29 protein-coding genes and 2 pseudogenes are annotated in these 23,132 nt (G+C 37.0%); 8 read left to right on the forward strand and 23 right to left on the reverse strand.

Going from position 1 to position 23,132, the window contains the following annotated elements; genetic code table 11:
- Positions 1 to 118: 118 nt before the first annotated feature.
- A complete protein-coding gene (gene gor, locus HT731_RS07075) occupies positions 119 to 1,465 on the forward strand; it encodes a glutathione-disulfide reductase (RefSeq protein ID WP_001209602.1) in 1,347 nt (448 codons plus the stop codon).
- 165 nt (positions 1,466 to 1,630) lie between these two features.
- On the opposite strand, the gene HT731_RS07080 is transcribed toward gor, so the two are convergent.
- From HT731_RS07080 to HT731_RS09560, 4 genes are all read right to left on the reverse strand, one after another.
- Positions 1,631 to 2,131 carry a hypothetical protein gene (locus tag HT731_RS07080; RefSeq protein WP_000721118.1) on the reverse strand — a complete coding sequence of 167 codons (501 nt, stop codon included), beginning with the start codon at positions 2,129 to 2,131 and terminating at the stop codon, positions 1,631 to 1,633.
- Positions 2,128 to 2,751, reverse strand: a complete 624-nt coding sequence (locus tag HT731_RS07085; protein WP_049550889.1) for an ATP-binding cassette domain-containing protein — start codon at positions 2,749 to 2,751, stop codon at positions 2,128 to 2,130. The genes HT731_RS07080 and HT731_RS07085 overlap by 4 nt, the downstream gene beginning before the upstream one ends.
- Complete coding sequence (locus HT731_RS07090) at positions 2,748 to 4,730, reverse strand: hypothetical protein (protein WP_049550890.1); 1,983 nt, start codon at positions 4,728 to 4,730, stop codon at positions 2,748 to 2,750. Before HT731_RS07090 ends, HT731_RS07085 begins: the two co-directional genes overlap by 4 nt.
- A gap of 65 nt (positions 4,731 to 4,795) precedes the next feature.
- Positions 4,796 to 5,122, reverse strand: a complete 327-nt coding sequence (locus HT731_RS09560; protein ID WP_080978033.1) for a hypothetical protein — start codon at positions 5,120 to 5,122, stop codon at positions 4,796 to 4,798.
- Between the two features lie 433 nt (positions 5,123 to 5,555).
- On the opposite strand from HT731_RS09560, the gene HT731_RS07095 reads away from it, so the two are divergent.
- Positions 5,556 to 6,092 carry a biotin transporter BioY gene (locus tag HT731_RS07095; protein ID WP_033688590.1) on the forward strand — a complete coding sequence of 179 codons (537 nt, stop codon included), beginning with the start codon at positions 5,556 to 5,558 and terminating at the stop codon, positions 6,090 to 6,092.
- Between the two features lie 159 nt (positions 6,093 to 6,251).
- Here the strand turns inward: HT731_RS07095 and HT731_RS07100 are convergent, their stop codons facing one another.
- The gene (locus HT731_RS07100) at positions 6,252 to 6,467 is read right to left on the reverse strand and encodes a YdbC family protein (RefSeq protein WP_000807422.1); all 216 of its coding nucleotides are present in this window, start codon (positions 6,465 to 6,467) and stop codon (positions 6,252 to 6,254) included.
- Between the two features lie 98 nt (positions 6,468 to 6,565).
- On the opposite strand from HT731_RS07100, the gene HT731_RS07105 reads away from it, so the two are divergent.
- Positions 6,566 to 6,886, forward strand: coding sequence for a hypothetical protein (locus tag HT731_RS07105; RefSeq protein ID WP_173278287.1), 321 nt, complete (start codon positions 6,566 to 6,568; stop codon positions 6,884 to 6,886).
- 30 nt (positions 6,887 to 6,916) lie between these two features.
- On the opposite strand, the gene HT731_RS07110 is transcribed toward HT731_RS07105, so the two are convergent.
- The 9 genes and pseudogenes from HT731_RS07110 to rpsP form a co-directional block, all read right to left on the reverse strand.
- Positions 6,917 to 7,255, reverse strand: a complete 339-nt coding sequence (locus HT731_RS07110) for an ATP cone domain-containing protein (RefSeq protein ID WP_001196039.1) — start codon at positions 7,253 to 7,255, stop codon at positions 6,917 to 6,919.
- Between the two features lie 11 nt (positions 7,256 to 7,266).
- Positions 7,267 to 7,995 (reverse strand): tRNA (guanosine(37)-N1)-methyltransferase TrmD, encoded by a 729-nt coding sequence (gene trmD / locus HT731_RS07115; RefSeq protein ID WP_173278289.1) that lies wholly within the window; start codon positions 7,993 to 7,995, stop codon positions 7,267 to 7,269.
- Positions 7,985 to 8,503 carry a ribosome maturation factor RimM gene (gene rimM, locus HT731_RS07120; RefSeq protein WP_173278290.1) on the reverse strand — a complete coding sequence of 173 codons (519 nt, stop codon included), beginning with the start codon at positions 8,501 to 8,503 and terminating at the stop codon, positions 7,985 to 7,987. Before rimM ends, trmD begins: the two co-directional genes overlap by 11 nt.
- A 30-nt stretch (positions 8,504 to 8,533) precedes the next feature.
- On the reverse strand, positions 8,534 to 9,322 hold the full coding sequence (locus HT731_RS07125) for an alpha/beta hydrolase (protein ID WP_173278292.1): 789 nt from the start codon (positions 9,320 to 9,322) through the stop codon (positions 8,534 to 8,536).
- Positions 9,323 to 9,419: 97 nt separating this feature from the next.
- Entirely contained in the window at positions 9,420 to 10,277 is an 858-nt protein-coding gene (locus tag HT731_RS07130; RefSeq protein ID WP_173278294.1) for an alpha/beta hydrolase, read from the reverse strand.
- Between the two features lie 149 nt (positions 10,278 to 10,426).
- On the reverse strand, positions 10,427 to 11,329 hold the full coding sequence (locus HT731_RS07135) for a DMT family transporter (RefSeq protein WP_173278296.1): 903 nt from the start codon (positions 11,327 to 11,329) through the stop codon (positions 10,427 to 10,429).
- A gap of 335 nt (positions 11,330 to 11,664) precedes the next feature.
- A pseudogene (locus HT731_RS07140) lies at positions 11,665 to 11,886 on the reverse strand (hypothetical protein).
- 185 nt (positions 11,887 to 12,071) lie between these two features.
- Entirely contained in the window at positions 12,072 to 12,311 is a 240-nt protein-coding gene (gene kphA, locus HT731_RS07145; RefSeq protein ID WP_000379617.1) for an RNA-binding protein KphA, read from the reverse strand.
- Between the two features lie 19 nt (positions 12,312 to 12,330).
- A complete protein-coding gene (rpsP, locus tag HT731_RS07150) occupies positions 12,331 to 12,603 on the reverse strand; it encodes a 30S ribosomal protein S16 (protein WP_000268760.1) in 273 nt (90 codons plus the stop codon).
- Between the two features lie 175 nt (positions 12,604 to 12,778).
- On the opposite strand from rpsP, the gene HT731_RS07155 reads away from it, so the two are divergent.
- A complete protein-coding gene (locus HT731_RS07155; RefSeq protein WP_000849122.1) occupies positions 12,779 to 12,922 on the forward strand; it encodes a hypothetical protein in 144 nt (47 codons plus the stop codon).
- Between the two features lie 306 nt (positions 12,923 to 13,228).
- Here HT731_RS07155 and HT731_RS09420 read toward each other — a convergent pair.
- The 3 genes and pseudogenes from HT731_RS09420 to HT731_RS07170 form a co-directional block, all read right to left on the reverse strand.
- Positions 13,229 to 13,636 (reverse strand): annotated as a pseudogene (locus HT731_RS09420) (XRE family transcriptional regulator); the annotation flags it as partial.
- A gap of 42 nt (positions 13,637 to 13,678) precedes the next feature.
- Entirely contained in the window at positions 13,679 to 14,017 is a 339-nt protein-coding gene (cadX, locus tag HT731_RS07165; RefSeq protein ID WP_000711087.1) for a Cd(II)/Zn(II)-sensing metalloregulatory transcriptional regulator CadX, read from the reverse strand.
- Between the two features lie 11 nt (positions 14,018 to 14,028).
- Positions 14,029 to 14,643 (reverse strand): CadD family cadmium resistance transporter, encoded by a 615-nt coding sequence (locus HT731_RS07170; protein ID WP_000615746.1) that lies wholly within the window; start codon positions 14,641 to 14,643, stop codon positions 14,029 to 14,031.
- A gap of 28 nt (positions 14,644 to 14,671) precedes the next feature.
- Here HT731_RS07170 and HT731_RS09425 point away from each other — a divergent pair, with 28 nt between their 5' ends.
- From HT731_RS09425 to HT731_RS07185, 4 genes are all read left to right on the forward strand, one after another.
- Positions 14,672 to 14,827 (forward strand): FanG protein, encoded by a 156-nt coding sequence (locus tag HT731_RS09425; RefSeq protein ID WP_080566786.1) that lies wholly within the window; start codon positions 14,672 to 14,674, stop codon positions 14,825 to 14,827.
- A 445-nt stretch (positions 14,828 to 15,272) separates the two neighbouring features.
- Positions 15,273 to 15,869 carry a DUF3796 domain-containing protein gene (locus HT731_RS07175; RefSeq protein ID WP_173278298.1) on the forward strand — a complete coding sequence of 199 codons (597 nt, stop codon included), beginning with the start codon at positions 15,273 to 15,275 and terminating at the stop codon, positions 15,867 to 15,869.
- 2 nt (positions 15,870 to 15,871) lie between these two features.
- Positions 15,872 to 16,096: a helix-turn-helix transcriptional regulator gene (locus HT731_RS07180; RefSeq protein ID WP_001041097.1), complete on the forward strand. Its 225-nt coding sequence runs from the start codon at positions 15,872 to 15,874 to the stop codon at positions 16,094 to 16,096.
- 305 nt (positions 16,097 to 16,401) lie between these two features.
- Positions 16,402 to 17,205 (forward strand): peptidylprolyl isomerase, encoded by an 804-nt coding sequence (locus HT731_RS07185; RefSeq protein ID WP_173278300.1) that lies wholly within the window; start codon positions 16,402 to 16,404, stop codon positions 17,203 to 17,205.
- A 54-nt stretch (positions 17,206 to 17,259) separates the two neighbouring features.
- Here the strand turns inward: HT731_RS07185 and HT731_RS07190 are convergent, their stop codons facing one another.
- The 6 genes from HT731_RS07190 to holA all read right to left on the reverse strand — a co-directional run bounded on the left by HT731_RS07190 (position 17,260) and on the right by holA (position 23,127).
- Entirely contained in the window at positions 17,260 to 18,801 is a 1,542-nt protein-coding gene (locus HT731_RS07190; protein WP_173278302.1) for an ABC-F family ATP-binding cassette domain-containing protein, read from the reverse strand.
- A gap of 1 nt (position 18,802) precedes the next feature.
- On the reverse strand, positions 18,803 to 19,285 hold the full coding sequence (locus HT731_RS07195) for a VanZ family protein (RefSeq protein ID WP_033680077.1): 483 nt from the start codon (positions 19,283 to 19,285) through the stop codon (positions 18,803 to 18,805).
- Positions 19,285 to 20,370, reverse strand: coding sequence for a 23S rRNA (adenine(2503)-C(2))-methyltransferase RlmN (gene rlmN / locus HT731_RS07200; RefSeq protein WP_173278303.1), 1,086 nt, complete (start codon positions 20,368 to 20,370; stop codon positions 19,285 to 19,287). Before rlmN ends, HT731_RS07195 begins: the two co-directional genes overlap by 1 nt.
- A gap of 20 nt (positions 20,371 to 20,390) precedes the next feature.
- On the reverse strand, positions 20,391 to 20,921 hold the full coding sequence (locus HT731_RS07205) for a YutD family protein (RefSeq protein WP_001224343.1): 531 nt from the start codon (positions 20,919 to 20,921) through the stop codon (positions 20,391 to 20,393).
- 156 nt (positions 20,922 to 21,077) lie between these two features.
- Positions 21,078 to 21,683, reverse strand: coding sequence for a superoxide dismutase SodA (gene sodA / locus HT731_RS07210; protein ID WP_000974733.1), 606 nt, complete (start codon positions 21,681 to 21,683; stop codon positions 21,078 to 21,080).
- Positions 21,684 to 22,089: 406 nt separating this feature from the next.
- The gene (gene holA, locus HT731_RS07215) at positions 22,090 to 23,127 is read right to left on the reverse strand and encodes a DNA polymerase III subunit delta (protein ID WP_033680076.1); all 1,038 of its coding nucleotides are present in this window, start codon (positions 23,125 to 23,127) and stop codon (positions 22,090 to 22,092) included.
- Positions 23,128 to 23,132: the final 5 nt, after the last annotated feature.

Genomic DNA, 23,132 nt, shown 5'->3' on the forward strand with positions numbered 1-23,132 from the left:
GCCTTTTCTTTAATTTTTTTGAACGTAGCAGATTTTTGCAATCACATCAAAAAAAAGATAGAATATGACTATCAAAAAATGACACTCTACTATTTAGAAGAGTACAAAGGAGTTTACAATGAGAGAATACGATATCATTGCTATCGGTGGAGGTAGTGGAGGAATTGCTACCATGAACCGTGCTGGTGAACACGGAGCCAAAGCGGCCGTTATTGAGGAAAAGAAACTAGGTGGAACTTGCGTCAACGTCGGTTGTGTTCCTAAAAAAATCATGTGGTACGGGGCGCAAATCGCTGAGACTTTCCATCAATTTGGACAAGACTACGGCTTTAAGACTACTGATCTTAACTTTGACTTTGCAACCCTACGTCGTAATCGTGAAGCCTACATTGATCGCGCTCGTTCTTCTTATGATGGCAGTTTTAAACGCAACGGTGTAGACTTGATTGAAGGTCATGCGGAATTTGTAGATTCTCATACTGTCAGCGTAAATGGTGAACTGATTCGCGCCAAACATATCGTGATTGCTACTGGTGCCCATCCAAGTATTCCAAATATTCCTGGTGCTGAGCTAGGTGGTTCTTCTGATGATGTATTTGCTTGGGAAGAATTGCCAGAGTCAGTTGCTATTCTAGGCGCAGGTTATATTGCCGTTGAATTGGCTGGCGTACTCCACACTTTTGGTGTCAAGACAGATCTCTTTGTTCGCCGTGATCGTCCTTTACGAGGTTTTGATTCTTATATCGTTGAAGGTTTGGTCAAGGAAATGGAAAGAACAAACTTGCCACTTCATACTCACAAAGTCCCTGTCAAGTTAGAAAAAACTGCTGAAGGCATTACCATTCATTTCGAAGATGGTACTAGTCATACAGCTAGCCAAGTTATCTGGGCTACTGGTCGCCGTCCAAACGTTAAGGGCTTGCAACTTGAAAAAGCTGGAGTAACTCTGAACGAACGTGGCTTTATCCAAGTGGATGAATACCAAAATACTGTTGTTGAGGGAATCTACGCTCTAGGTGATGTAACGGGCGAGAAAGAACTGACTCCAGTAGCTATCAAGGCTGGACGTACCCTATCTGAACGTCTCTTTAACGGAAAAACTACTGCAAAAATGGACTACTCAACTATTCCAACTGTTGTCTTTTCACACCCTGCTATCGGAACTGTTGGATTGACAGAAGAGCAAGCTATTAAAGAATACGGCCAAGACCAAATCAAGGTTTACAAATCAAGCTTTACTTCTATGTACTCTGCTTGCACTGGCAACCGTCAAGAAACACGTTTCAAATTGATCACAGCTGGTTCAGAAGAAAAAGTTGTCGGACTTCATGGAATTGGTTACGGTGTTGATGAAATGATTCAAGGATTTGCTGTTGCTATCAAAATGGGAGCAACCAAGGCAGACTTTGATGCAACTGTGGCGATTCACCCAACTGCATCCGAAGAATTTGTAACCATGCGTTAATCGAAACAAAAGAAGCAGAGCAAAAAACACTTCTAAATATCAAAAAGCGAGTATTTCCGTAGTTGGAGATACTCGCTTTCTTATGTCTTATTTTATAGTATGTTGAAATGAGATATGAAAAAATCAATTAACAAACCATAGCAAAATACAAGGATTATAATACAATCATTTATTCTTTTCTTTAAAAGATTCATATATTTTTTTATATAACTCTTTTATATCTTTTTTCTGAGAATTCAACTCTTCTTTACCGTAGTCAAAGTTTGCTACTACAAATCCCTCGTCAGCATCAGAAAAAGTAAAAAACTCTATTTCAATTAGTTTATTATGCTTAGAGTCCTCTATAGTGTCTCCTAAATCATTATTGAATTTCTTCACTTCTTCTTCACGAACTCCGAACCCCGTAGCAGCTCCATTTGCAATGATGTTTGAAAATACTTCTTCTGAAGACGCTGCTTCTTTCACAGTTATGAAGTATATAGCCTCTTCCGTTTCTACTTGTCTCACTTTATTCCATTTTTCTGTATCACTAGCAGAAAGCGTATAGACTGTTAACTCTACCGTTGGCTTATTGATATTTTCTTTTGTAATCATTTGTTTTCCAAAAAAGAAGAAGGCAAGTAACCCAGCTACAAAGATCAAAGCAATATAAATTATCTTTTTCATACATTATACCCTATATCTTTCATGTCAATTATCACATCAACTTCGTTATAGACAGCTGGATCATGCGTCGCTATTATAACATATTTGTCTTCGTCTCTTTCATTTAATAATAAACGAATGATTTCTTTTCCAATCTCACCATCTAAAGCTCCTGTAGGCTCATCTGCTAAAATAATTTTACGTGGTTTCATTAACATTCTGGCAATAGCTACACGTTGAGCCTGCCCACCAGACAATTCGTATATTTTTTGATGTAAATAGTCACTTGACAGTCCTACTTTTTCAAGTACATCAGTTATTGTTTTTTTGTCTTTAGTGATAAGTTTCAAATTATCATATACTGTTTTGTTATCTATTAAAGAATAATTCTGAAATACATATCCAACAGTATTTTTAAAAAAAGTTCTTTCTTTTATCTTCCAAATATCTTGTTTATCAACTAAAACATTCCCACTGTCAATTTTTTCTAATCTTCCTATAATATTAAGAAGGGTACTTTTACCAGAGCCAGAACCTCCAATCAATGCATAACTTTTTCCAGATTCAAATTTTAAATTTAAGTCTGTAAAGATCTTTTTTGAGCCGAAACTTTTTGAAACGTTCAAAAGGTCAATTGTCATGTTTCATCTCCTTTTAAAATTTTAGTGTAGCTTTCAGATAATTTTCTAAAACTCATTATGATTGACAGCATCAAAACTAGTATAGAAGCAAGACCAATATATAGCAGCTCTATTTGCCCTGTCATAAGAAATGTAAATAGGATAACCATTGTAATAATCATCATAAAGTACTTGAGACTTGAAATTGCTATATATGTTTTTGACAGACCCAAAATAATTTTTTTCACATATTCATTTTGTTTTAGGGCAATATAAAGTTGGACATATTGATAAATGAGTATAAAGACAATACTGTAAATTATCTTCTGCAAGATTTGTGATAGTAGAATTTGGTGCTCTAAGGATTGGATCTTTAATTTCACAATTTGGTAAACATCTACTGGATTCATTGAGAAATTCAACGGGACAGTCATCTCATTTATTTTTTTTACCGCTTCAGGACTAAAAAGAGATTTATATAGTATGTTACTAGCCAAAGAAAACTTATTATTTTCCATCATTTTGTCCGTATCTAAAACAACAACTATATTATCTTTGCTATCTGCTACATTTGCCAGCGGTAAAATATCTTTCATTTTAAGATTATTATCAGCATCCTCATTAAAATAAAAAATTTTTTCCCCATCAGGAATTATTTGTACTGCAAGCTGTTCTTTTGTATAGTTTGTTCCAATAAATTGTTCTGCTACAACTGTATTCTCAATAGATTTCTGGTTTTCTTTCCACTTCTCAGGAATATAGATGGTTGCTATCTTATTATCTAAAAGATGATAGTTTGTTCCATTCACTTTATTTTGTAGGTTAGCACCTGTTTGATTAATATAAATCAACTCTTTATTTATTTCTGGATTCGTTATCCCGTCATTTTCTAATTGTTTAGAAAAATTTTCTATAACATGTGAAGTTTTCATGAAATCTGGAACATATGCCGAAGATCGTTCTATATATAAAAAATCTAAGTTTTTTAAGGCAGCAACTATCTGTAGATACTTACCATCTGAATCACTAACTTCTCCATTTTTAGCAGAGTTACTTTCAATTCCAAGGAATTCAATCCTTCTCCAGTCTTTTACTGTGTCCCATGGTACTAAATTTTGTATTTGTATGTTAATACTAGATTGACTACTCTTTGTTTCTTGTAAAAAAATTCCTGAGACAAGGATGATAATCGAAATGATGACAAGCCATACGACAAAAATAAGTTTATTTTTCGCCTTGTTTTTGATAATTTCAATGGGCTTTTCAATCTGAATCGTCAACCAAAATAAAACAAAAGTAATAAGATCAATGATTTGAAATAGTATAAAATTCGTTAAAAGCAGAGAGAAAAATAACTTAGAACTATAGGTGAAGAAACCATTACCCAAAAAAGAACTGTAAGAAATCATCAATAAAGCCATCATAATCAGTTCAAAAATAATAGAAATGACATACTCTCTTCTAAGGTCGTATACAGGCAGGCCCAAAGAACGTCGTATCACTCCTTCTTTGATCTGCCTCGTCCTAACAACAAATAACACAACTAATAAAGTTAAGTAAATTGAACCCATTAACAGTATTCTTAAAGTTCCTGTGAATTGTAATATTCCTCCTATATACCAAGGATAAGCCATATATACTGTTTGTAGTCCAGTCATCGTAAGTGGTTTCAAACTGTCTACATCCATTTTCCCAAGTGTGTAATACATCCCTATTATTGGTGCTGACTTTAATTGTTCATTATCTACATCATCAAAATTTACATACTTCAACTGACCAGAATTCTGAACGATTGGCTTGTAAATGGTAACCTTTTCCGTTTTTGATAAGTCACGAACCATTTCGTATATTTCGTTATTAGAAAGATTGCTTTTTCCTTGAATAGAAAAAGCACCATCAATTGGTAAAGGTATGGGGATTTCGGTATCGCTGATAGTGACCAGACCAATTGTAGCAATCAAACAAAAGAAGAATCCAATGATACATAATTTTAATTTCATAAGCAATTACCATATTACAAAAGACCCTATTATATAATTGGGTCTCTTGTTTTCATAAATTATTTTTAAAATCTATAATAATCCCAATATGCATTTAATCGAACATCGGTCCAAGATTTTGTAGCACTTGAATATGCCCATCCATAATCTTTTTTATCCTGAGCTTTAACTGTTCCCCAAAAATTCGTTACTGAAGATTTTGATCCAATATTATCTGGAGAACTAACAAAGTAATTCGAATAACCAGAGTTATCATTTACACCATATTCCCATACATCAATAATGGGACTTGGAGCAGGGTGTACCGTTACTGCGTTAACGACACTAGCTGTAGTAGCAAATCCAAAACTTAAAAAACTTGCAACTAGAAAAACAGATGCTTTCTTATTAATTCTTTTTTCATTTTACTTCTCCTTGAATTTAAATATTTGATGAAGAGTAAATAATAGTCCCTTTTTAATCCCTCCATATTACTTTAATATGAATTGATTATATTTAGGTTTTTAATCACCGTTACGGTATCTAGAGTCGTTAAAATATCTCATAACTACCCCTCCTTTTAAAATTGAACATATCTAGATGTATCCGTTTACATTTGTAATTGTAGTACTTATTTTTTAGTTTGTCAAGTATTTATAGTATATTTTTTGATAAAATGGGATTATCTATAAAGACAATTTTCGAATCTACAAAAAAATTATCCAACTTAACCAGTAAGCAAAATCGGCCGTTACAGTTTTTGTTACCTTTGTTATAAAAATAGGTTGACAATGATTCCTCTACGAGTATAATAGTTACTATACATCAGAAAAGAGGTTAACTATTTTGAAAAAAGCTCACGTTTATGCTATCCCTGCTATTGGGGCTGCTCTCATTGCTGTTTTGGCACAAATCAGTCTTCCAATTGGACCTGTTCCCTTCACTCTGCAGAACTTTGCAATCGGCTTGATTGCTACTGTCTTTAGACCGAGAGAGGCTGTACTTTCTGTTGGACTCTATCTTCTTCTAGGTGCTATCGGTCTTCCTGTCTTTGCAGGAGGTGGAGCTGGATTTCATGCTTTGATTGGTCCTACTGCAGGCTATCTTTGGTTTTATCTTGTTTATTCTGGACTTACCTCTTCTCTAACTAACAGTGATAGTGGTTTTGTCAGAATTTTTCTAGCAAATCTCTTAGGAGATACACTTGTCTTTGTTGGTGGGATCATTGGATTGCATTTCCTAGCTGGAATGCCATTTGAAAAAGCTCTTGCTGTGGGGGTATTTCCCTTTATCATCCCAGATCTTGGTAAAATTATTGCTATTAGTTTTATTAGCCGTCCATTACTTCAACGCCTTAAAAATCAGGCTTACTTTACTAACTAAAAAAGGATATCGAGTTGTCATAACTCAGTATCCTTTTCTTTCATTTTGAAAACTTATACTCTTCGAAAATCAAATTCAAACCACGTCAGCTTCGCCTTGCCGTACTCAAGTACTGCCTACGGCTAGCTTCCTAGTTTGCTCTTTGATTTTCATTAAGTATTAGTTACCTTTAAAGGCATCCACCATCGTTTGAAATTCTTCATTGGAGAGAGTAATCCCTTTGCCCATTTTAGTATGATCTGGACTCCAGGCACGAATATCAAACTTTGCAGGGGCACCATTAAAGCTCACACGGTTGATTTCCTTAGTCCAACCTTTTTCGTTTTCAGAAAGAGTCAACAAGTGCTCTTCGATTTCAAATGTAAATTCTGCCATTTTCTTCTCCTTTTTTAGCTTTCATTAGTTTATTCGTAAAATCTTGTAGATTTTAGGAAAATTTTATATAATATTGATATAAAAGAAGGGAGGCCACTATGAGACATAAATTCCAGCAAGTTCTAGATAAAATACATGACTTTTTAAATGGACATGACCAAGCTGACCAGACTGAAACCAACTCCCTTACAGCCACTATTGAAGAGGCTATCCAGAAACAAACCGCTGTTCACCTTATCTTGTCTGAGACAAGCTTTACAGGTGACATCATCAAATACGATCAGCAACGCCAGCAAATTATCGTGAAAAATTTTGCTAAAAATGTAAGCCGTATTATCCGCATAAACGATATTCAACGCCTGCGATTTGTCCCTTCAACTGTCCAAACAGCTCAAAAAAATAGATTTAAGAAAGAGTGAGATGTAGTTGCTTCATCCCACTCTTTTTTCTTAGCGAACTTGTTCAAAATGTAAATGAACGGCGATATGATCTCCATAACCACTTCTTTCCAAATCACGTTGTAAACGATAGGAAATGTAGTGTTCAGCAATGGTAATGTAACCTGCACCCAGTAAACGATGCTCAACCAAAGACTGAATCATGCTGATGGTAGCACGTTCCACCTTGGCTTCTTCCAAATCCAAAACCACTTTCTTAGTGACTTGTGCAAGGTTTTGACGTAAATCATCTGTCAATACATAGACAGTCTGGGCTGCCTTTAAGATAGCTTGGTAAATCTTGTCTGGATTAAATTCAGCAATTTCTCCATCACGTTTGATTACTTGCATAGGTTTCTCCTTTATTCTTTGTTTTCTTTGATTTCTTTGATTTCTGCCAGTATTTTTTCTTCTTCTGCTGTCAGTTGATAATGTTCAAGCAAATCCGGTCTGCGCTCGTAGGTTTTCTTTAAACTCTCATACAGTCGCCACTGACGAATCTTTTCATGGTGCCCGCTCATCAGAATATCCGGCACAACCATACCACGATAATCATAGGGCCGTGTGTACTGAGGGTATTCGAGAAGGCCTGAAGAAAAACTATCATCTTGGTGGCTAGACTCCTTGCCAATCACTTCTGGAATCAGGCGTACCGCAGCATCAATCATGGTCATAGCCGCCAACTCTCCACCAGTCAAGACATAGTCACCCAGGGAAATCTCATCTGTCACCAAGGTCTTAATGCGCTCGTCATACCCCTCGTAGTGACCACAGATAAAGATCAGTTCCTCTTCTTTGGCTAAATCCTCAGCATAAGCCTGATCAAACTGCTTGCCAGCTGGATCGAGGAGAATAACGCGCGGATTTTTCTTTTCAATAGCATCAAAGGCATCAAAAATGGGTTGGGCTCGGAGCAACATCCCTTGACCGCCTCCGTAGGGCTCATCGTCGACATGGCGGGCCTTTTCAGCATATTCTCGAAAATTATGATACTGGATATCCAAGAGCCCTTTTTCACGTGCCTTTCCAACGATTGAGTGCTCTAGCGGAGAAAACATCTCTGGAAAAAGGGTTAAAATATCAATCTTCATCGTCTAACCCTTCTAAGATTTCCACATCGACGCGGTTATTTGGAATATCAACATTGAGAACCACTGGTGGGATATAAGGCAATAACAAATCACGCTTGCCTTTTCGCTTGACCACCCAGACATCGTTAGCACCTGGTTGCAGGATTTCCTTGATGGTTCCAATCAAATTATCACCCTCATAGACTTCCAAACCGATAATCTCGTGATAATAAAATTCACCATCATCTAAATCGTTTAAATCTTCCTCAGAAACCTTGAGACTGTATCCCTTGTACTTTTCGATAGCGTTGATATGGTACATATCTTTGAATTTGATAATGTCAAAGTTCTTCTGTTTACGGTGGCTAGCGATAGTCACTGTTTGAACAAACTGATCTTTTTCATCAAACAAGGCCAACTCAGTACCTTTTTTAAACCGTTCTTCTGCAAAATCCGTCACAGACAAGACTCGCATCTCACCCTGCAACCCTTGCGTATTGACGATTTTCCCAACATTAAAGTAGTTCATCTTGTCTCCTGTACTTTATTTCTATCCATCTTATTCGGACAATTCTCGAATAATAATCACAATTTTTTCTGATTCTGACCATTGTAAATAATGGTGATTCCCTCCTAAAATGAGTTTAGTATTGGAAGTCCGATATTCTGATTCTCTGTACTCTTTTTCTCTATAAGGCTGACAAAAAATAAATACAGGGACATAAGATTCTATCGACAAATTCTCAAAATCTTCCTCAGTAATCTCTCCAGATATCTGAAATCCTGGATCTTGATTTTCCAACTCTGAGCCTTTTTCTTGCATTATTTCCCAGATTTCTTTATTAATTTCAGGGCTAAATGTCTCTTGAGTTAAATTCTTAAAATAAAATTCAGGACCACACTCGTCAATCAGCCTCATCTGCTCTTCCATTTCTGGATAAGGATTTTCTGAAAAATCAGCAAACATGACGTTTTTAGTTGTCGGTTCAATTGCTACTAAAGCCTGACACTTAATTGGTTTCTTGAGTAATTTGCAAGCTAAAATTCCACTCAAACTATGTACACAAAGTATATATTCAGAAATCCCTAATTCTTCAAGTACTTCATATACCGCATCTGCAAGATTATCTAGATTTTTTCCAGCTTGGTCATGAATCGGACTCCTACCTGTGTTCGGAAAATCAATTGTCAAATAACCAATTGTAGGAGGAAGTTTTTCAAGTATAAGTGAAAAATTTTCATAACTTGGTAGCAAACCTGCGCCACTTAAACAAACTAGCACTTTCTTTTGCTTTTGATAAGTAACAGAGAGACTACCAATTTCTGTAGATACTTCAATCCTCTTCATAAAGAAATCCACTCATTCTATATAATGAATTATTAAAAATCCTTATCCTTTATTTTAACACGTTCCAGTGATTTTCTCAAGTTGGATAAATCTCATCTTACAGAGCTACTACTTCTTCAAAGAATTCACCAATTATCTGATTAAACTCTTGAGGATGGTCATTCATAGGTTGGTGTTTGCTATCTGAAATCGTTACTTGACGCGCATTGGGATTTAAGGCCATGATTCCATCGTAGATCATTTTTAGGTGTTTGGGAAAATCGTTTTCGCCTCTTACTAATAGCATAGGAGGATTGCCATGATAACCTTCTATCTCATGAACAGCCAAAAAACCTGTGATTCCAAGGTTCAAAAAAACATCTCTCCCAGTTTCTATAATGGACGTCTTGACTAATTCTCTTGTGATAGGATTATCTGTACACATTTTTGAGTTCTTATCTGCAATCAACTTCCAAGGAATCGTTTTGTACATAAGGGAACTATATTTTATGCGATTTCTCTCTTTATCTGATAGGTAACGATGCTGTCCCCAACTATCTACCATTACCAAGGCTAGAACTCTTTCTGGATGGCGATAGGTGTACTCTTGAAGTGGATTCCCTCCCCAAGAATGACCAACCAATATCACCTTATCCAACTGAAAATAGGACAAAATAGCATCTACATCTTGAACAGCACTTTCTAAGTCGGGTAGGCCAACTTTCATAGGTGATTCACCCTGTCCTCTCACATTGACAAAGTAGAGGTCAAATCCTTCAAAGGCATCATACTGGTGGGCCCACATCTGACTACGGCCACAAGCTCCATGATAAAAAATAATGTGGCCTTTATTTGTGTTTCCAGGACGATGATAAACAACCAAATCACAATCTACGACTGGTATAATGTGACGTACCAAAGTCTCAGGTTTTCTGTTATAAAAAGCAATAGCTTCAGCTATATCATTTTGCTTCATTATTACACTCTCTCCTCTTTATCCTAGTGTTATTCTTTTTATCTATTTTATCATGCTATATTAAAATCATCGTTTTCCAAACTTAATTACATTAAAATTTTTGAATTTTCTGTATCATTTAGATTAAGAAAAAGACTGCTCAGCAATCTTTACTTTTTTCTCATCAGATTCATGCCTAAAATTCCAGCAATAATCAAAGTTGCTCCGATTACATGGTAGCTATAAATTGGTTCGTGGAGGATAAGAGCTCCAGCTAGAATGGTCAAAACTGTCCCAAGATTTCCAAAGACACTGACGGTTGATGCTCCAAGTCGAACAATAGCATAGATAGAGAGACTACCAGTAACGATAGAGGCTAGAATTCCCAAATAGAGAATTGAAAGCAAATAAGACACCTGTCCAAGTGGCGCAAAGTAAGCTAATATGTTCCCCTCCAGATAGTGAGAGGTCAGACTCAGCGTATTAAAGGTGACGAAGCCAACAAATATCACAACAGCTGTCATATCCATGGCCCGATAGCGACCTCCTGTGGACTTGCTGAGAATATTGTTTATTGCATTGGCGAGAACAGATCCCAACATCAAGAGAAAGCCAAAGCTAGCAGTCTCAGTACCAAAGTTAGCTCCTTTACTAAGGAAGATGAAAACTACTCCTGCTACGGATAAAAATAAAAAGAACTTTTGCAGCAAGCTTGTCTTTTCCTTGAGAAAGACCGATGCTAAAAGGAGCGTAAAAATCGGGACAAGAGCCTGTAAAATTCCAGCTTCAGAAGACGATATATACTGTAAAGCAAAGGATTGAAAAATAAAAAATAAAAGCGGATAGAAAAGACTCATAGGAAGAATAGAAAGAATATCTTTTCTACTTAAACTCACTTTAATAAGTTTGGTTTGATGAAGAACGACCATTACTAAAGCTGCGATTGTATAGCGATGCGCTAAGTTTGTAAGAGGACTGGCATAGCTCAAAGCAATCTTAGTAAATAAAAAAGAAAAACCAATGATGGCTGAAAAGGATAAGGCTGCTAGGTAAGCTTTTGTTTTCTCGTTCATAGACTGTTACTCCTTTTAAAAATAGCTATTCTCAAGATTGATTGACTATAATTCTTTGAGACTGTCTTTCCATTGTAGCATAGTAGAATCCTAGATGCTATTTCTAGGATTAGTATTTTATGCCTTCTATCACTCTTTATCTAGTTCATTGACTAAAAAAGACTCTACAAGTCTAATCTGCCTTTCTCGTTCTTATCTCACAAGTTCTAACTTATCTACCTCTTGGAGATTCCTTACTTTGATAATATAAACTGCCAATTTCACTGTTTTCTATTTACTAGCTAGGCCAATATAGGTGAAATTTTCTTTATTAGTAAAAATCATTCCTTATCGTCTTAGAGGTCCCCCTTCAAAAATCCTTCCAAATCACGTTCATGTTGGTACTTGATGGCTGCTATTGCGACGGTGTAGTGAATGACATCAGCCAGTTCTTTTGCTAGTTCCTCGTTCGAATCTTGAACTCCTTCTTTTCGACCAGAGCGACCATTCAAAACTTCGGCCACTTATCCGACTTTCTCCACTAACTTGATAAAGAGACCTTCCTCAGTTCGAGCAATACTCTTCGAAAATCAAATTCAAACTACGTCAGCTTCACCTTGCCGTACTCCAGTACAGCCTGCGGCTAGCTTCCTAGTTTGCTCTTTGACTTTCATTGACTATAACTAGTCTTGTAATTGTCTAAACGTTAAATCCTTCATATCCTGCTCCTTGCAAAAAAAGCGAGACATCCGTCCCGCCCTTCTTATTTTTCGTCAATAACGATTCTTACTTTTTTGTCTTCAGTTGGGACAGAGTAGACAATCGTTCTTATCGCAGAAATTGTGCGACCCTTACGACCGATTACACGACCCACATCGCTTTGATCAAGATCCAAATGATATTCCAAAAACTCTGGTGTATCTTCAATCTTGATAGTTAAGGCATCTGGTTGTGAAATCAAGGGTTTCACAATCGCAATAATGAGATTTTCAATCGTATCCATCTGTCAACCTACTTTAAACTTATTTTGAAAATTTAGAATCGTGGAATTTTTTCAATACGCCTTCTTTTGAAAGGATGTTGCGAACTGTATCTGAAGGTTGAGCTCCATCAGCCAACCATGCAAGAACGCGGTCTTCTTTCAAAGTTACTTGGTTTTCAGCAACAAGCGGGTTGTAAGTTCCAACTGTTTCGATGAAACGTCCGTCACGTGGTGAACGTGAATCTGCTACGTTGATACGGTAGAAAGGTTTTTTCTTAGAACCCATACGAGTCAAACGGATTTTAACTGCCATTTTTAAAGTCTCTTTTCTTATTTTTTATTTGAGTGAAATAGCTGAGCTATTTAGCACATGTTCTATTATAGCAGATTTCTGTCAGGTGTCAAGAAAAAAACTTGACAGACTATAAAATTTTTAAACCATTTAGAAATTTACTATAATTTTAAAGAAAAATCAGAAAGAGAATGTCATGAAAACTATTTTAGAAACGTTTTATAAAGACCACCGAGTCAAACCTTATATCTCACCTGAACGTGATTTGGATACCTGGCTCCTAAATCCAAAGCCTGTTCCCAAGAGAAATATCAAGGATTTTAAGAATGATATCTACTAATTAATTTATAAAATATGAATGAATAGATTCTAAATAGGGAAATAGTTTAGGTCTGTAAAAGATTAAATAATTTCTATTTTAGCTGTTAGAAACGTTGGTACATCAATGTTTTTAGAATGCTACATAATAAAAGGTAGAGTGAATGGTAGAGTAGTTATTGCGTTAGTTCATCAATCTTATCGATATAAAGATTAACAGATTCTAACTTTCTTTGCGGTGCTAACTCGGCGTATGTGTCCATTGTTGTTGAAATTGATTTATCTTTTTTGATTTTTTAATGACCTTTTTGCCATTATGGATAATTTTTTCAGTTTCATCAGAAATCAAAAATTTTTTTCTTTGAATATTGAAATTTGCGAATGTCTTGGAAAGTCTAAGACAGCTAGATTGTATAGAAATTAAGTCATCATCCGACAAAGAATTCATTCTTTTATTTACAGTTTCTAAATCTCTAAATATAATAGAGCTGAAGCAGTGGTAAAACAGATTTTCAACAAACTTGGCAATATCTCTAAAAATAATTTCTTTATAGTCCAAGTCGGTTTAAGTATTCAAATAAAGTAATATTGAAGCGGTAACTTGTCGCTTTTACTTTTCAACTTGGCTAACTTGACCTGCATTACCTAGGTAGCTTTGCTTTAAATTATATTTTTCTCTTAAAGATTTGATACGAGTATGTATTTCTTGTGAGTAATTTTCATCAAAAAATTTCATATATAATCCCCTATAATCATGGAAAAGTAGTAAAAATAGTTGTTATCCTAGTTGATTAAAAAAATCTCTGATTTCCTCATCTTTTATAAAATAATATATAATTTTCCCCTCTCTTCTAGTGTCCAAGATGTTTTGATTGGCTAGTTTACGAAGATGGTGGGAGGCAGATGCCATACTGAGATTTAGTAAACAGGCTATATCACAGACACAGAGTTCTTCAACAGCAAGAAGATAGAAGATGATATTTATCTGCTTATTATCGGTAAATTTTGTTAAAATGCGAAGTGATTTTTGGACTTTTTCCTTTTCAAGGTAGTTCGTTGCGGTTGTAATATTTTGCTGATTTATAACATTCACTTGGCAGATACTATCTTTTTTCATAATATTTTCTCCTAGCCTAATATAGTCCATAGTATGTCAAAACTGTTATTTTCAATCAGGATATATATCCCCAATCCTAAATAGACAACGGCAATAAACCATCTGCTATATTTTTCCAAAATTTCTCCAACAGAAGGGACTTGTGCTAATTTTTGGGCAGAAAAAACCAAGAGATAAATCATGACTAGAAAAGTAAGTAAAGTCACTATCAAATTCGCTAAATTTAAGGTAATAAAATATGGGACAAAGACACCAATATTGTCAGCGCCACAACTTGCAAAAGTAATCATAGCGACTAGAAAAATCAGGTTTTTATTGTCTTTTCGCAAACCATCTTTTGCAATAGCTTCTCCATCAGAATCTCCTAAAAGCAAAACTTTGAGGCCTAGGAAAATTGGAATCAAACCGAGTAAACCTAAAATCTCTTTACTAGGAATATAATTTAAGACAAATGCAAAAAGCAAACTTAGCAATATTAGACTAACAGAGCCTAGAAATTGTCCTAAATAGATGTTAATGATGTCTTTTCTGCTTTTTCTTTTGGCAAAAAATAACATTAGGATAATAAGTAAGTCTACGGCTGTCCCAGAATACAGGATTATTGAAGTAACAACATTTTGAATCATAAAACACCTCATTCAAATATATTTTTGAATGTATTCTAACATTAAACTTTGTAGATGTCAACTTAAAATCCACCAAAATATAGATAAGAAGTTAGTGTACCAAATATTAAAAAGCCCTGCCATCGCAATGACAGCAGGGCTTAACTTCAATATCCAGATGATATATTTATCTAAAAAGGGTTGAGTAAAAGGTAGAGTTTTTATTGATTTGTAGTGCGATATAATGAGTTTCCAAAAATCAAAAATCGCTTAAAATCAGTATTTTGACATCTATTGACGTGTACTGAAATCCTTACTTAACCTCTGTAAAAATTAACTTCTATACCTACAAAGCTTATTCTGACAGACTTTATAACAGTCTAAGAAAAAAAGTAGAGATTCATACAGTATCTAGATTTTCCAAAAATTCCTTATCATCAAATATTATTAACGAAACTATCCAAACCAAATCCGATGCATTGCTTCAAAGAATTCTTTAGTTGTTTGACTAGCGAGGGCTTTTATTAAAAAATTTTTTCAAATAATTGCCACCTTGGCACATAAATTCTTGCTTTCCAAATTTAAATGTGATATATTTATAACATAAAATTTAAGTGTTATATATTTATAACACAAAAAAGGAGTCTATCATGAAAAAAAGTCAAAAAATGCGTGGCCTCATTGCAATGATTGCCGTAGCTCTCTTTATTGATTTTATTGTTTTATTTGGTTCTAATCTTAGTTGGGGACCCAAGTTAGTTATTACTGGTATTTCAGTGTCAGGTCAAATTATAGCCATTTGGAGCTGGCTACATACGAAACCACGGCCTCATAAGATTCAGAAAGATAAGGGAAAGACTATTTTTGACTTGTCTGCTAAGCTTTACACGATACTTGTGTTGTCAGCAAGCATTTTTTATACAGTAGGTATTTGTGTTGCGACCCCAAGCGAAAGTTCTGGTATTAGAGAATGGATTTTGGGGATTGGCCTCGTTATTGAAGTGATTGTATTTGGCTTTTTCTGTTTTAAAAATGTCAAGGAAACTCCGGACGAACGCTTTTATACTAATTTAGCCAAGGCAGCTAGCTTGATGTTTGTTTTTATACTAGGCGCACTGATGATTCTAGCAGTTAGCATTGGATATATAGGGTCTCTCACGCTTTACATGGGCCAGATCTTTATTAGCATAGCTGCCTTGATTTTCATATTTGCGGTTGTCTATTTTATCTTGGAACGGAGAGGATAAGCATGGCCAAAGAAAGCAAGATTATTACTAATCTCAAATCTGTTCGTGAGTCCACAGGCATGACCCAGCAGGAGTTAGCCGACCTCATCGGCATGCGACGCGAGACAATTCTGCACTTGGAAAATAACCGTTACAATCCTTCACTAGAAATGGCTCTTAAAATTGCTCAAGTTTTTAATCTGAAAGTAGAAGACCTCTTTGAACTCAGACAGAAAGAGGAAGCATAATTCTTTTCGAGACCTAGTATTAAGTTCACTGATTAATTAGGAAGTAAAGCCAAAAGAAAAAATCCATTGAAAATGTGCTCTTTTAAAATATAGTAATTCTTTCGAATTAACGTTTACTAATTGTGATGCTTTACGAGCTCTCTTAAGATCTGGTTCCCAAAATACTTTGAGTATACTTATGGCATTGATGTCCCTAATCAAGCGACTTTTTGGTTGACTTTCTCTTAAACTACCTTGTCACTAATATTTGAAATCCCCTTCCTTTTAGGGTACAATGGTAGAAATGAATTTTTGAGAGGAATAGAATGAAAAAACTAGCAACCCTTCTTTTACTATCCACTGTAGCCCTAGCTGGATGTGGCAACATCCAACGTAGTTTGCGTGGTGATGACTATGTTGATTCCAGTCTTGCTGCTGAAGAAAGTTCCAAAGCAGCAGCCCAATCTGCCAAGGAGTTAAGCGATGCTTTAACAAACGAAAACGCCAATTTCCCACAACTATCTAAAGAAGTTGCTGAAGACGAGGCTGAAGTGATTCTACACACAAGTCAAGGAGATATTCGCATTAAACTCTTCCCTAAACTCGCTCCTCTAGCGGTTGAAAACTTCCTCACTCATGCCAAAGAAGGCTACTATAACGGCATTACATTCCACCGTGTCATCGATGGCTTCATGGTTCAAACTGGAGATCCGAAAGGGGACGGTACAGGTGGTCAGTCCATCTGGCATGACAAGGATAAGACAAAAGACAAGGGAACTGGTTTCAAAAACGAGATTACTCCTTATCTCTATAACATCCGTGGTGCTCTTTCTATGGCTAATACTGGTCAACCAAACACCAATGGCAGCCAGTTCTTCATCAACCAAAACTCTACAGATACCTCTGCTAAACTCCCTGCAAGCAAGTATCCAAAGAAAATCATCGAAGCCTATAAAGAAGGTGGAAATCCTAGTCTAGATGGCAAACACCCAGTCTTTGGTCAAGTGATTGACGGTATGGATGTTGTAGATAAGATTGCTAAATCCGAAAAAGATGAAAAAGACAAGCCAACTACTGCTATCACAATAGATAGCATCGAAGTAGTAAAAGACTACGATTTTAAATCATAAAAACCAAAAAATACAGTATCCACATTCGGTACTGTATTTCTTTTATCCTCATTTTTAAGTTAGATTATTAAAATCCCAGATTTGGTCCATCCAGCCTTCATAGAAGTCTGGCTCGTGGCAGACCATTAGAATAGATCCCTTGTATTCTTTGAGAGCACGTTTGAGTTCATCCTTGGCATCCACATCCAAATGGTTGGTCGGCTCGTCCAGCACTAAAACATTGTTTTCACGATTCATCAAGAGACAGAAACGAACCTTGGCTTGTTCCCCACCTGACAAGACCTGAATTTGGCTTTCAATATGCTTGGTTGTCAAACCACAACGGGCAAGAGCTGCACGAACTTCTGCTTGGTTGAGAGCTGGAAAGGCATTCCAGACAGCTTCAAGAGGAGTTTGGCGATTACCGCCTTCTACTTCTTGTTCAAAGTAGCCAAGTTCTAGATAATCTCCACGTTCCACTTCCCCAGCGATTGGTGGGATAATTCCCAAGAGACTCTTCAAGAGAGTTGTTTTCCCGATACCATTGGCACCGATAATAGCAACCTTTTGATTACGTTCAAAGGTAAGATTTAAAGGCTTGGTAAGTGGACGGTCATAACCAATCTGCAAATCCTTGGCTTGGAAGATAAAGCGCCCTGGTGTACGAGCCGGTTTGAAATCAAAGGATGGTTTTGGTTTCTCACTTTGGAGTTCGATAATATCCATCTTATCCAATTTCTTCTGACGAGACATGGCCATGTTTCGTGTTGCAACACGCGCTTTGTTTCGAGCTACGAAGTCTTTGAGGTCTGCAATTTCTTTTTGCTGACGTTCGTAGGCCGCCTCCAGTTGAGATTTCTTCATAGCATAGACTTCTTGGAACTGGTAGTAGTCACCAGAATAACGCGTCAGCTGTTGATTTTCCACATGATAGACGATATTGATAACATCATTGAGGAATGGAATATCGTGCGAAATAAGGACAAAGGCATTTTCATAGTTTTGGAGATAGCGCTTAAGCCAGTCAATGTGCTCAGCATCCAAGTAGTTGGTCGGCTCGTCCAAAAGCAAGATATCAGGCTTTTCAAGGAGAAGTTTAGCCAAAAGCACCTTGTTTCTTTGACCACCTGACAAAGAAGTTACATCCGTATCCATGCCAAAGTCCATGACACCAAGGGCACGCGCCACTTCATCAATCTTAGCATCCAAGGTATAAAAATCACGACTCTCCAGACGGTCTTGAAGTTCACCAACTTCTTCCATAAGAGCATCAACATCCGCTCCATCTTCAGCCATTTCCATATAGAGGTCATTGATACGGGCTTCTGCTTTGAAAAGCTCATCAAAGGCTGTACGGAGAACATCACGCACCGACTGTCCTTCTTCCAAGACAGAGTGCTGATCCAAGTAACCAGCAGTCACATACTTTGACCACTCAACCTTCCCTTCATCTGGTAACATCTTACCAGTCACAATGCTCATAAAGGTTGATTTCCCTTCACCATTAGCACCGACCAGGCCGATATGTTCCCCCTTGAGGAGACGGAAGGACACATCTTCAAAAATTGCACGGTCGCCAAAACCGTGACTCAGATTTTTAACTTCTAAAATACTCATTTTAATTCCTTATCTTATTTTTATGTAATTGTTTATAGAGGAGCCAAGCCGAATAGCCACCCAAGGTATTGGTCCACAAATCATCAATCTCAAAGACGCGATTAAAATCAAAGAAAAAGTCCAAGACTAACTGCGTACACTCAATTCCAAGACTCACTAGAAAACTAAAAAGTAGCACTTTTTTTGTTTTCCGCAAGTTTGGAAGGAGATAAAGGAGTTGGAACACCAAAGGAAAAAGCAAGAAGACATTGAGGATATTTTGTAAAAAAATCCAAGATAATTGTCCTACATCACTCACTTCGCCCAGTTTCCAGAGAGAATTGAAAGGAGTCAAAAGAAAAACCAGGCGTCCAAGATGCTGAATACCTGGAGTTTCAACTCCTACAGGAGATTGTTCTTGAGGAGTAAAGCAAAAGTAGACAATGCAAATGCTATAGAAAATAACTCCCCAGACCAAAACATGATTATAAGTTTTCTTCATCATTAAGGATTGACTGCTGCGACTGCTTTCTGGCGGTCGCGTTTCATTGTATTAGAACGCAATTGTCCACAAGCTGCATCAATATCAGTACCATGCTCTTGACGAACCACACAGTTAACCCCTTTTTTCTTAAGCGTATCATAGAAGGCCAGGACGCGCTCTTTAGGACTACGGCTATATTGGTCATGCTCACTAACTGGATTGTAAGGAATCAAGTTTACATAAGACAATTTCTTGATGTTCTTGAGCAATTCAGCCAATTCCAAGGCTTGTTCTACACCGTCATTGACTTCATTGAGCATAATATACTCAAAGGTCACACGACGATTGGTTGTTTCGATATAGTACTCAATAGCGGCAAAGAGTTTTTCAATCGGAAAGGCACGGTTAATCTTCATGATGCTTGAGCGCAATTCATTGTTAGGCGCGTGAAGAGAAACGGCAAGATTGACCTGAACCCCTTCATTAGCAAAATCACGAATTTTATGGGCCAAACCTGACGTAGAAACAGTGATGTGACGAGCCCCGATAGCCATCCCCTTGTCATCATTGATGGTACGAACGAAATTCAAGACATTGTTGTAGTTATCAAAGGGCTCACCGATTCCCATGACAACGATATGGCTGACGCGTTCATCCTGACCACGCTCATCAAAGTATTTCTGAACCAGCAAGATTTGCGCTACAATTTCACCGTTATTGAGGTCACGTTGCTTCTTAATCAAACCAGAAGCACAGAAGGTACAACCGATATTACAGCCGACCTGAGTCGTCACACAGACTGACAAACCATAGTGCTGACGCATCAGTACAGTCTCAATCAGCATACCATCAGGCAACTCAAAGAGATATTTAACAGTACCATCAGCAGACTCTTGCACGATACGCTGTTTCAAGGGATTGACCACAAACTGGTCATTAAGCTTAGCAATCAAATCCTTGGAAAGGTTAGTCATTTCTTCAAATGACTGGACACGCTTACGGTAAAGCCATTCCCAGATTTGATCTGCACGGAATTTCTTTTCTCCCTGCTCCAAAACCCATTCCTGCATGGTTTGACGTGTTAAACTATAAATTGACGGTTTCATTTCTTCTCCTTATTCTCTACTCACTTCTGACGAATGACAAAATGACGTTGTCCCTTATCCTCTTTCTGAGAATGCTGGTCTTTCTGACGACGTCTATTTTTCTTATCTGCATTCGGTTTTCGTTTGGTTTGAGTCGGTTTCTTTCCTTTTTTAGAAGGCTGTTCTTCTTCCTTCTTACGCATTTTCTTGTCAAATGATGCTCGCTTAGGGGCTTCATTTTCTAAGACAAAATAGGCACAACCATAACTACAATACTCTAAAAGGTAGTCTTGTAAACGACTGATTTTTTCAAGTTTTTCTTCTGTTCGATCATCCTTATAAAAACCTCGTAGGCGAAGCTGTTCGTTGCTCCAATCTCCCACTATATAATCAAACTTGGTTAAGACTTCTGAAAAACGCTGATTAAAAGCCGTCACATCGAAGGCATCCTTGATATTTTCCACCAAGGAAAAAGCTATCCCTTCCGTTTCGACCTTGTCCCCGTGTAAATGAAACTCAGGACCAGGAAACTTGTTATAGTTGTATAATTCAGGTGCAATTTCTTTTCGCATAGATATCCTTTTTTCACGATTACTTAATACTTTATTCTACCATAATTTCTAGCAGTTAGCACGTTTCTCATAAAAATGAAAAAAGTCTGACGATTTTATCAGACCAGAATCATATAACCTAAAAAAGAGAAGAACAATTCTTCCCTCCAACTATCATTATTTAGCAGCTGCGTACAATTCATCTACTTTGTTCCAGTTGATCACTGAGAAGAAAGCTTTGATGTAATCAGGACGCACGTTGCGGTATTTCACGTAGTAAGCATGTTCCCAAACGTCCAAGCCCAAGATTGGTTTTTTACCTTCTGAGATTGGTGTGTCTTGGTTTGCTGTTGAAGTCACTTCAAGTTTACCTTCTTTGTTGACAACCAACCATGCCCATCCTGAACCGAAACGAGTTGTTGCTGCTGCAGTGAAGGCTGCTTGGAATTCTTCAAATGAACCAAATGTTGCATCGATTGCTGCTGCAAGTTCTGCTGAAGGAGCTGTTTTCTCAGGAGTCATCAATTCCCAGAAAAGAGCGTGGTTCAAATGTCCACCACCATTGTTAATAAGCGCTTGACGGATATCAGCTGGGATAGATTCTACATCAGCAAGCAAGGCTTCAAGATCTTCACCGATTTCAGGGTGTTTTTCAAGAGCTGCATTAGCATTGTTGACATAAGTTTGATGGTGTTTGTCATGGTGCAAGTGCATTGTTTCCGCATCGATGTATGGTTCCAATGCGTCGTATGCATATGGAAGATCTGGTAAGATAATAGCCATCTGTAATACCTCTTTTTCTTTCTATATGAAAATGATAACGCAAATATTCACTTTTTTCAAGTTTTTTGCTTATAGATAAGGAAATCAGTGACATACTTTCTAATAATACTCTTCTAAAATCTCTTCAAACTGCGTCAACGTCGCCTTGCCGTAGGTATAGTTACTGACTTCGTCAGTTCTATCCACAACCTCAAAACAGTGTTTTGAGCTGACTTCGTCAGTTTCATCCGCAACCTCAAAAACATGTTTTGAGCTGACTTCGTCNNCAACCTCAAAGCAGTGCTTTGAACAACCTGCGGCTAGTTTCCTAGTTTGCTCTTTGATTTTCATTGAGTATAAAATAAGCAAATCAGCAAGAAACCCACGACAAGATAATCTTGACGCGGGTTGTAGTTTCAAAAAAATATCAATTGACCTGACTAGCAATCTGTAGGAGTGCCTTTTCAAAAAGGAAACTCTTTTCATAAAGACCTGTCTTAATCTGATAGTCTGTCTCAATCAAATAAGAAATAGCTTGTTTCAAAAAACTCAAGGAAAGTCCTCGCGCATCTCTCAGCGCAAACTTGATTTGATAGGGATTAGGATTGCGTCCGAGATAACTACCTAAACTACTTGCAATCTGCGATTCTGTTTGCCCAGACTCCGACAAAATTTTCACCTGAGTAAAAGTCCGAAATTGTCCTAGCATGACTGCAATCAGTTTAATTTCATCTTCACCTTGCAAGGTCAAGTCTCTAACCAAATCACGCGCCTGGTCCATCTTTTTAGTCAGAATAAACTGAGTTAAGTCAAAGATATTGTCCTGCAAGGTCTTGGGAATTGCGTTAACAATATCCTCTTCCTCGATAACAGAGTCTTCCTTATAGGACTGTAAAAAGAGGAGATTTTTCTGGATTTCGCTAAATTGAAAACCCGACTTGATGAGTAGATTTTCAAAAGAATGATTGGTAAACTGCAGACCTTGTTTCTGACTCCACTTTTGGAAATACTGGCGCAATTCTTGTTCTTTGGATTCTACTGCATCAAAAACCTTGGCATCACGCTTAAGTAATTTAACCAACCGTCTTTTACTATCCAGCTTTCCTTCTGCAAAGATTAACAACTTGGTTGTTGGTGAAGGATTATCAAGGTATTCCTCAAATGACTTGAGCTCATCATCTGTCAAAAAGCGTTTCTTGGCTGTTGTGATATCGACAAAATGGTCTAGTATCACGATTTTCTCATCCGCAAAGAAAGGAAGGCTGACTAACTCCAGTTCCACATCCTTGTATACTACTTCTTTCATATCAAAGTAGGCAAAGTTGAGATCAGCAGAATCATAGCCAATCTGTTTCAACACTTGACTCTTCATAACTTCAAACTGACCCTGGTCTGTCCCTGTAAAAAGACTCAGGCTCGATAAATTTGATAAAGTCAACTTCTGACTTTCTTCAATGGCTAGCATCTTCT

Origin of the sequence: Streptococcus sp. k-163, assembly GCF_013277555.1 — a bacterium.
Classification (GTDB): Bacteria; Bacillota; Bacilli; order Lactobacillales; family Streptococcaceae; genus Streptococcus.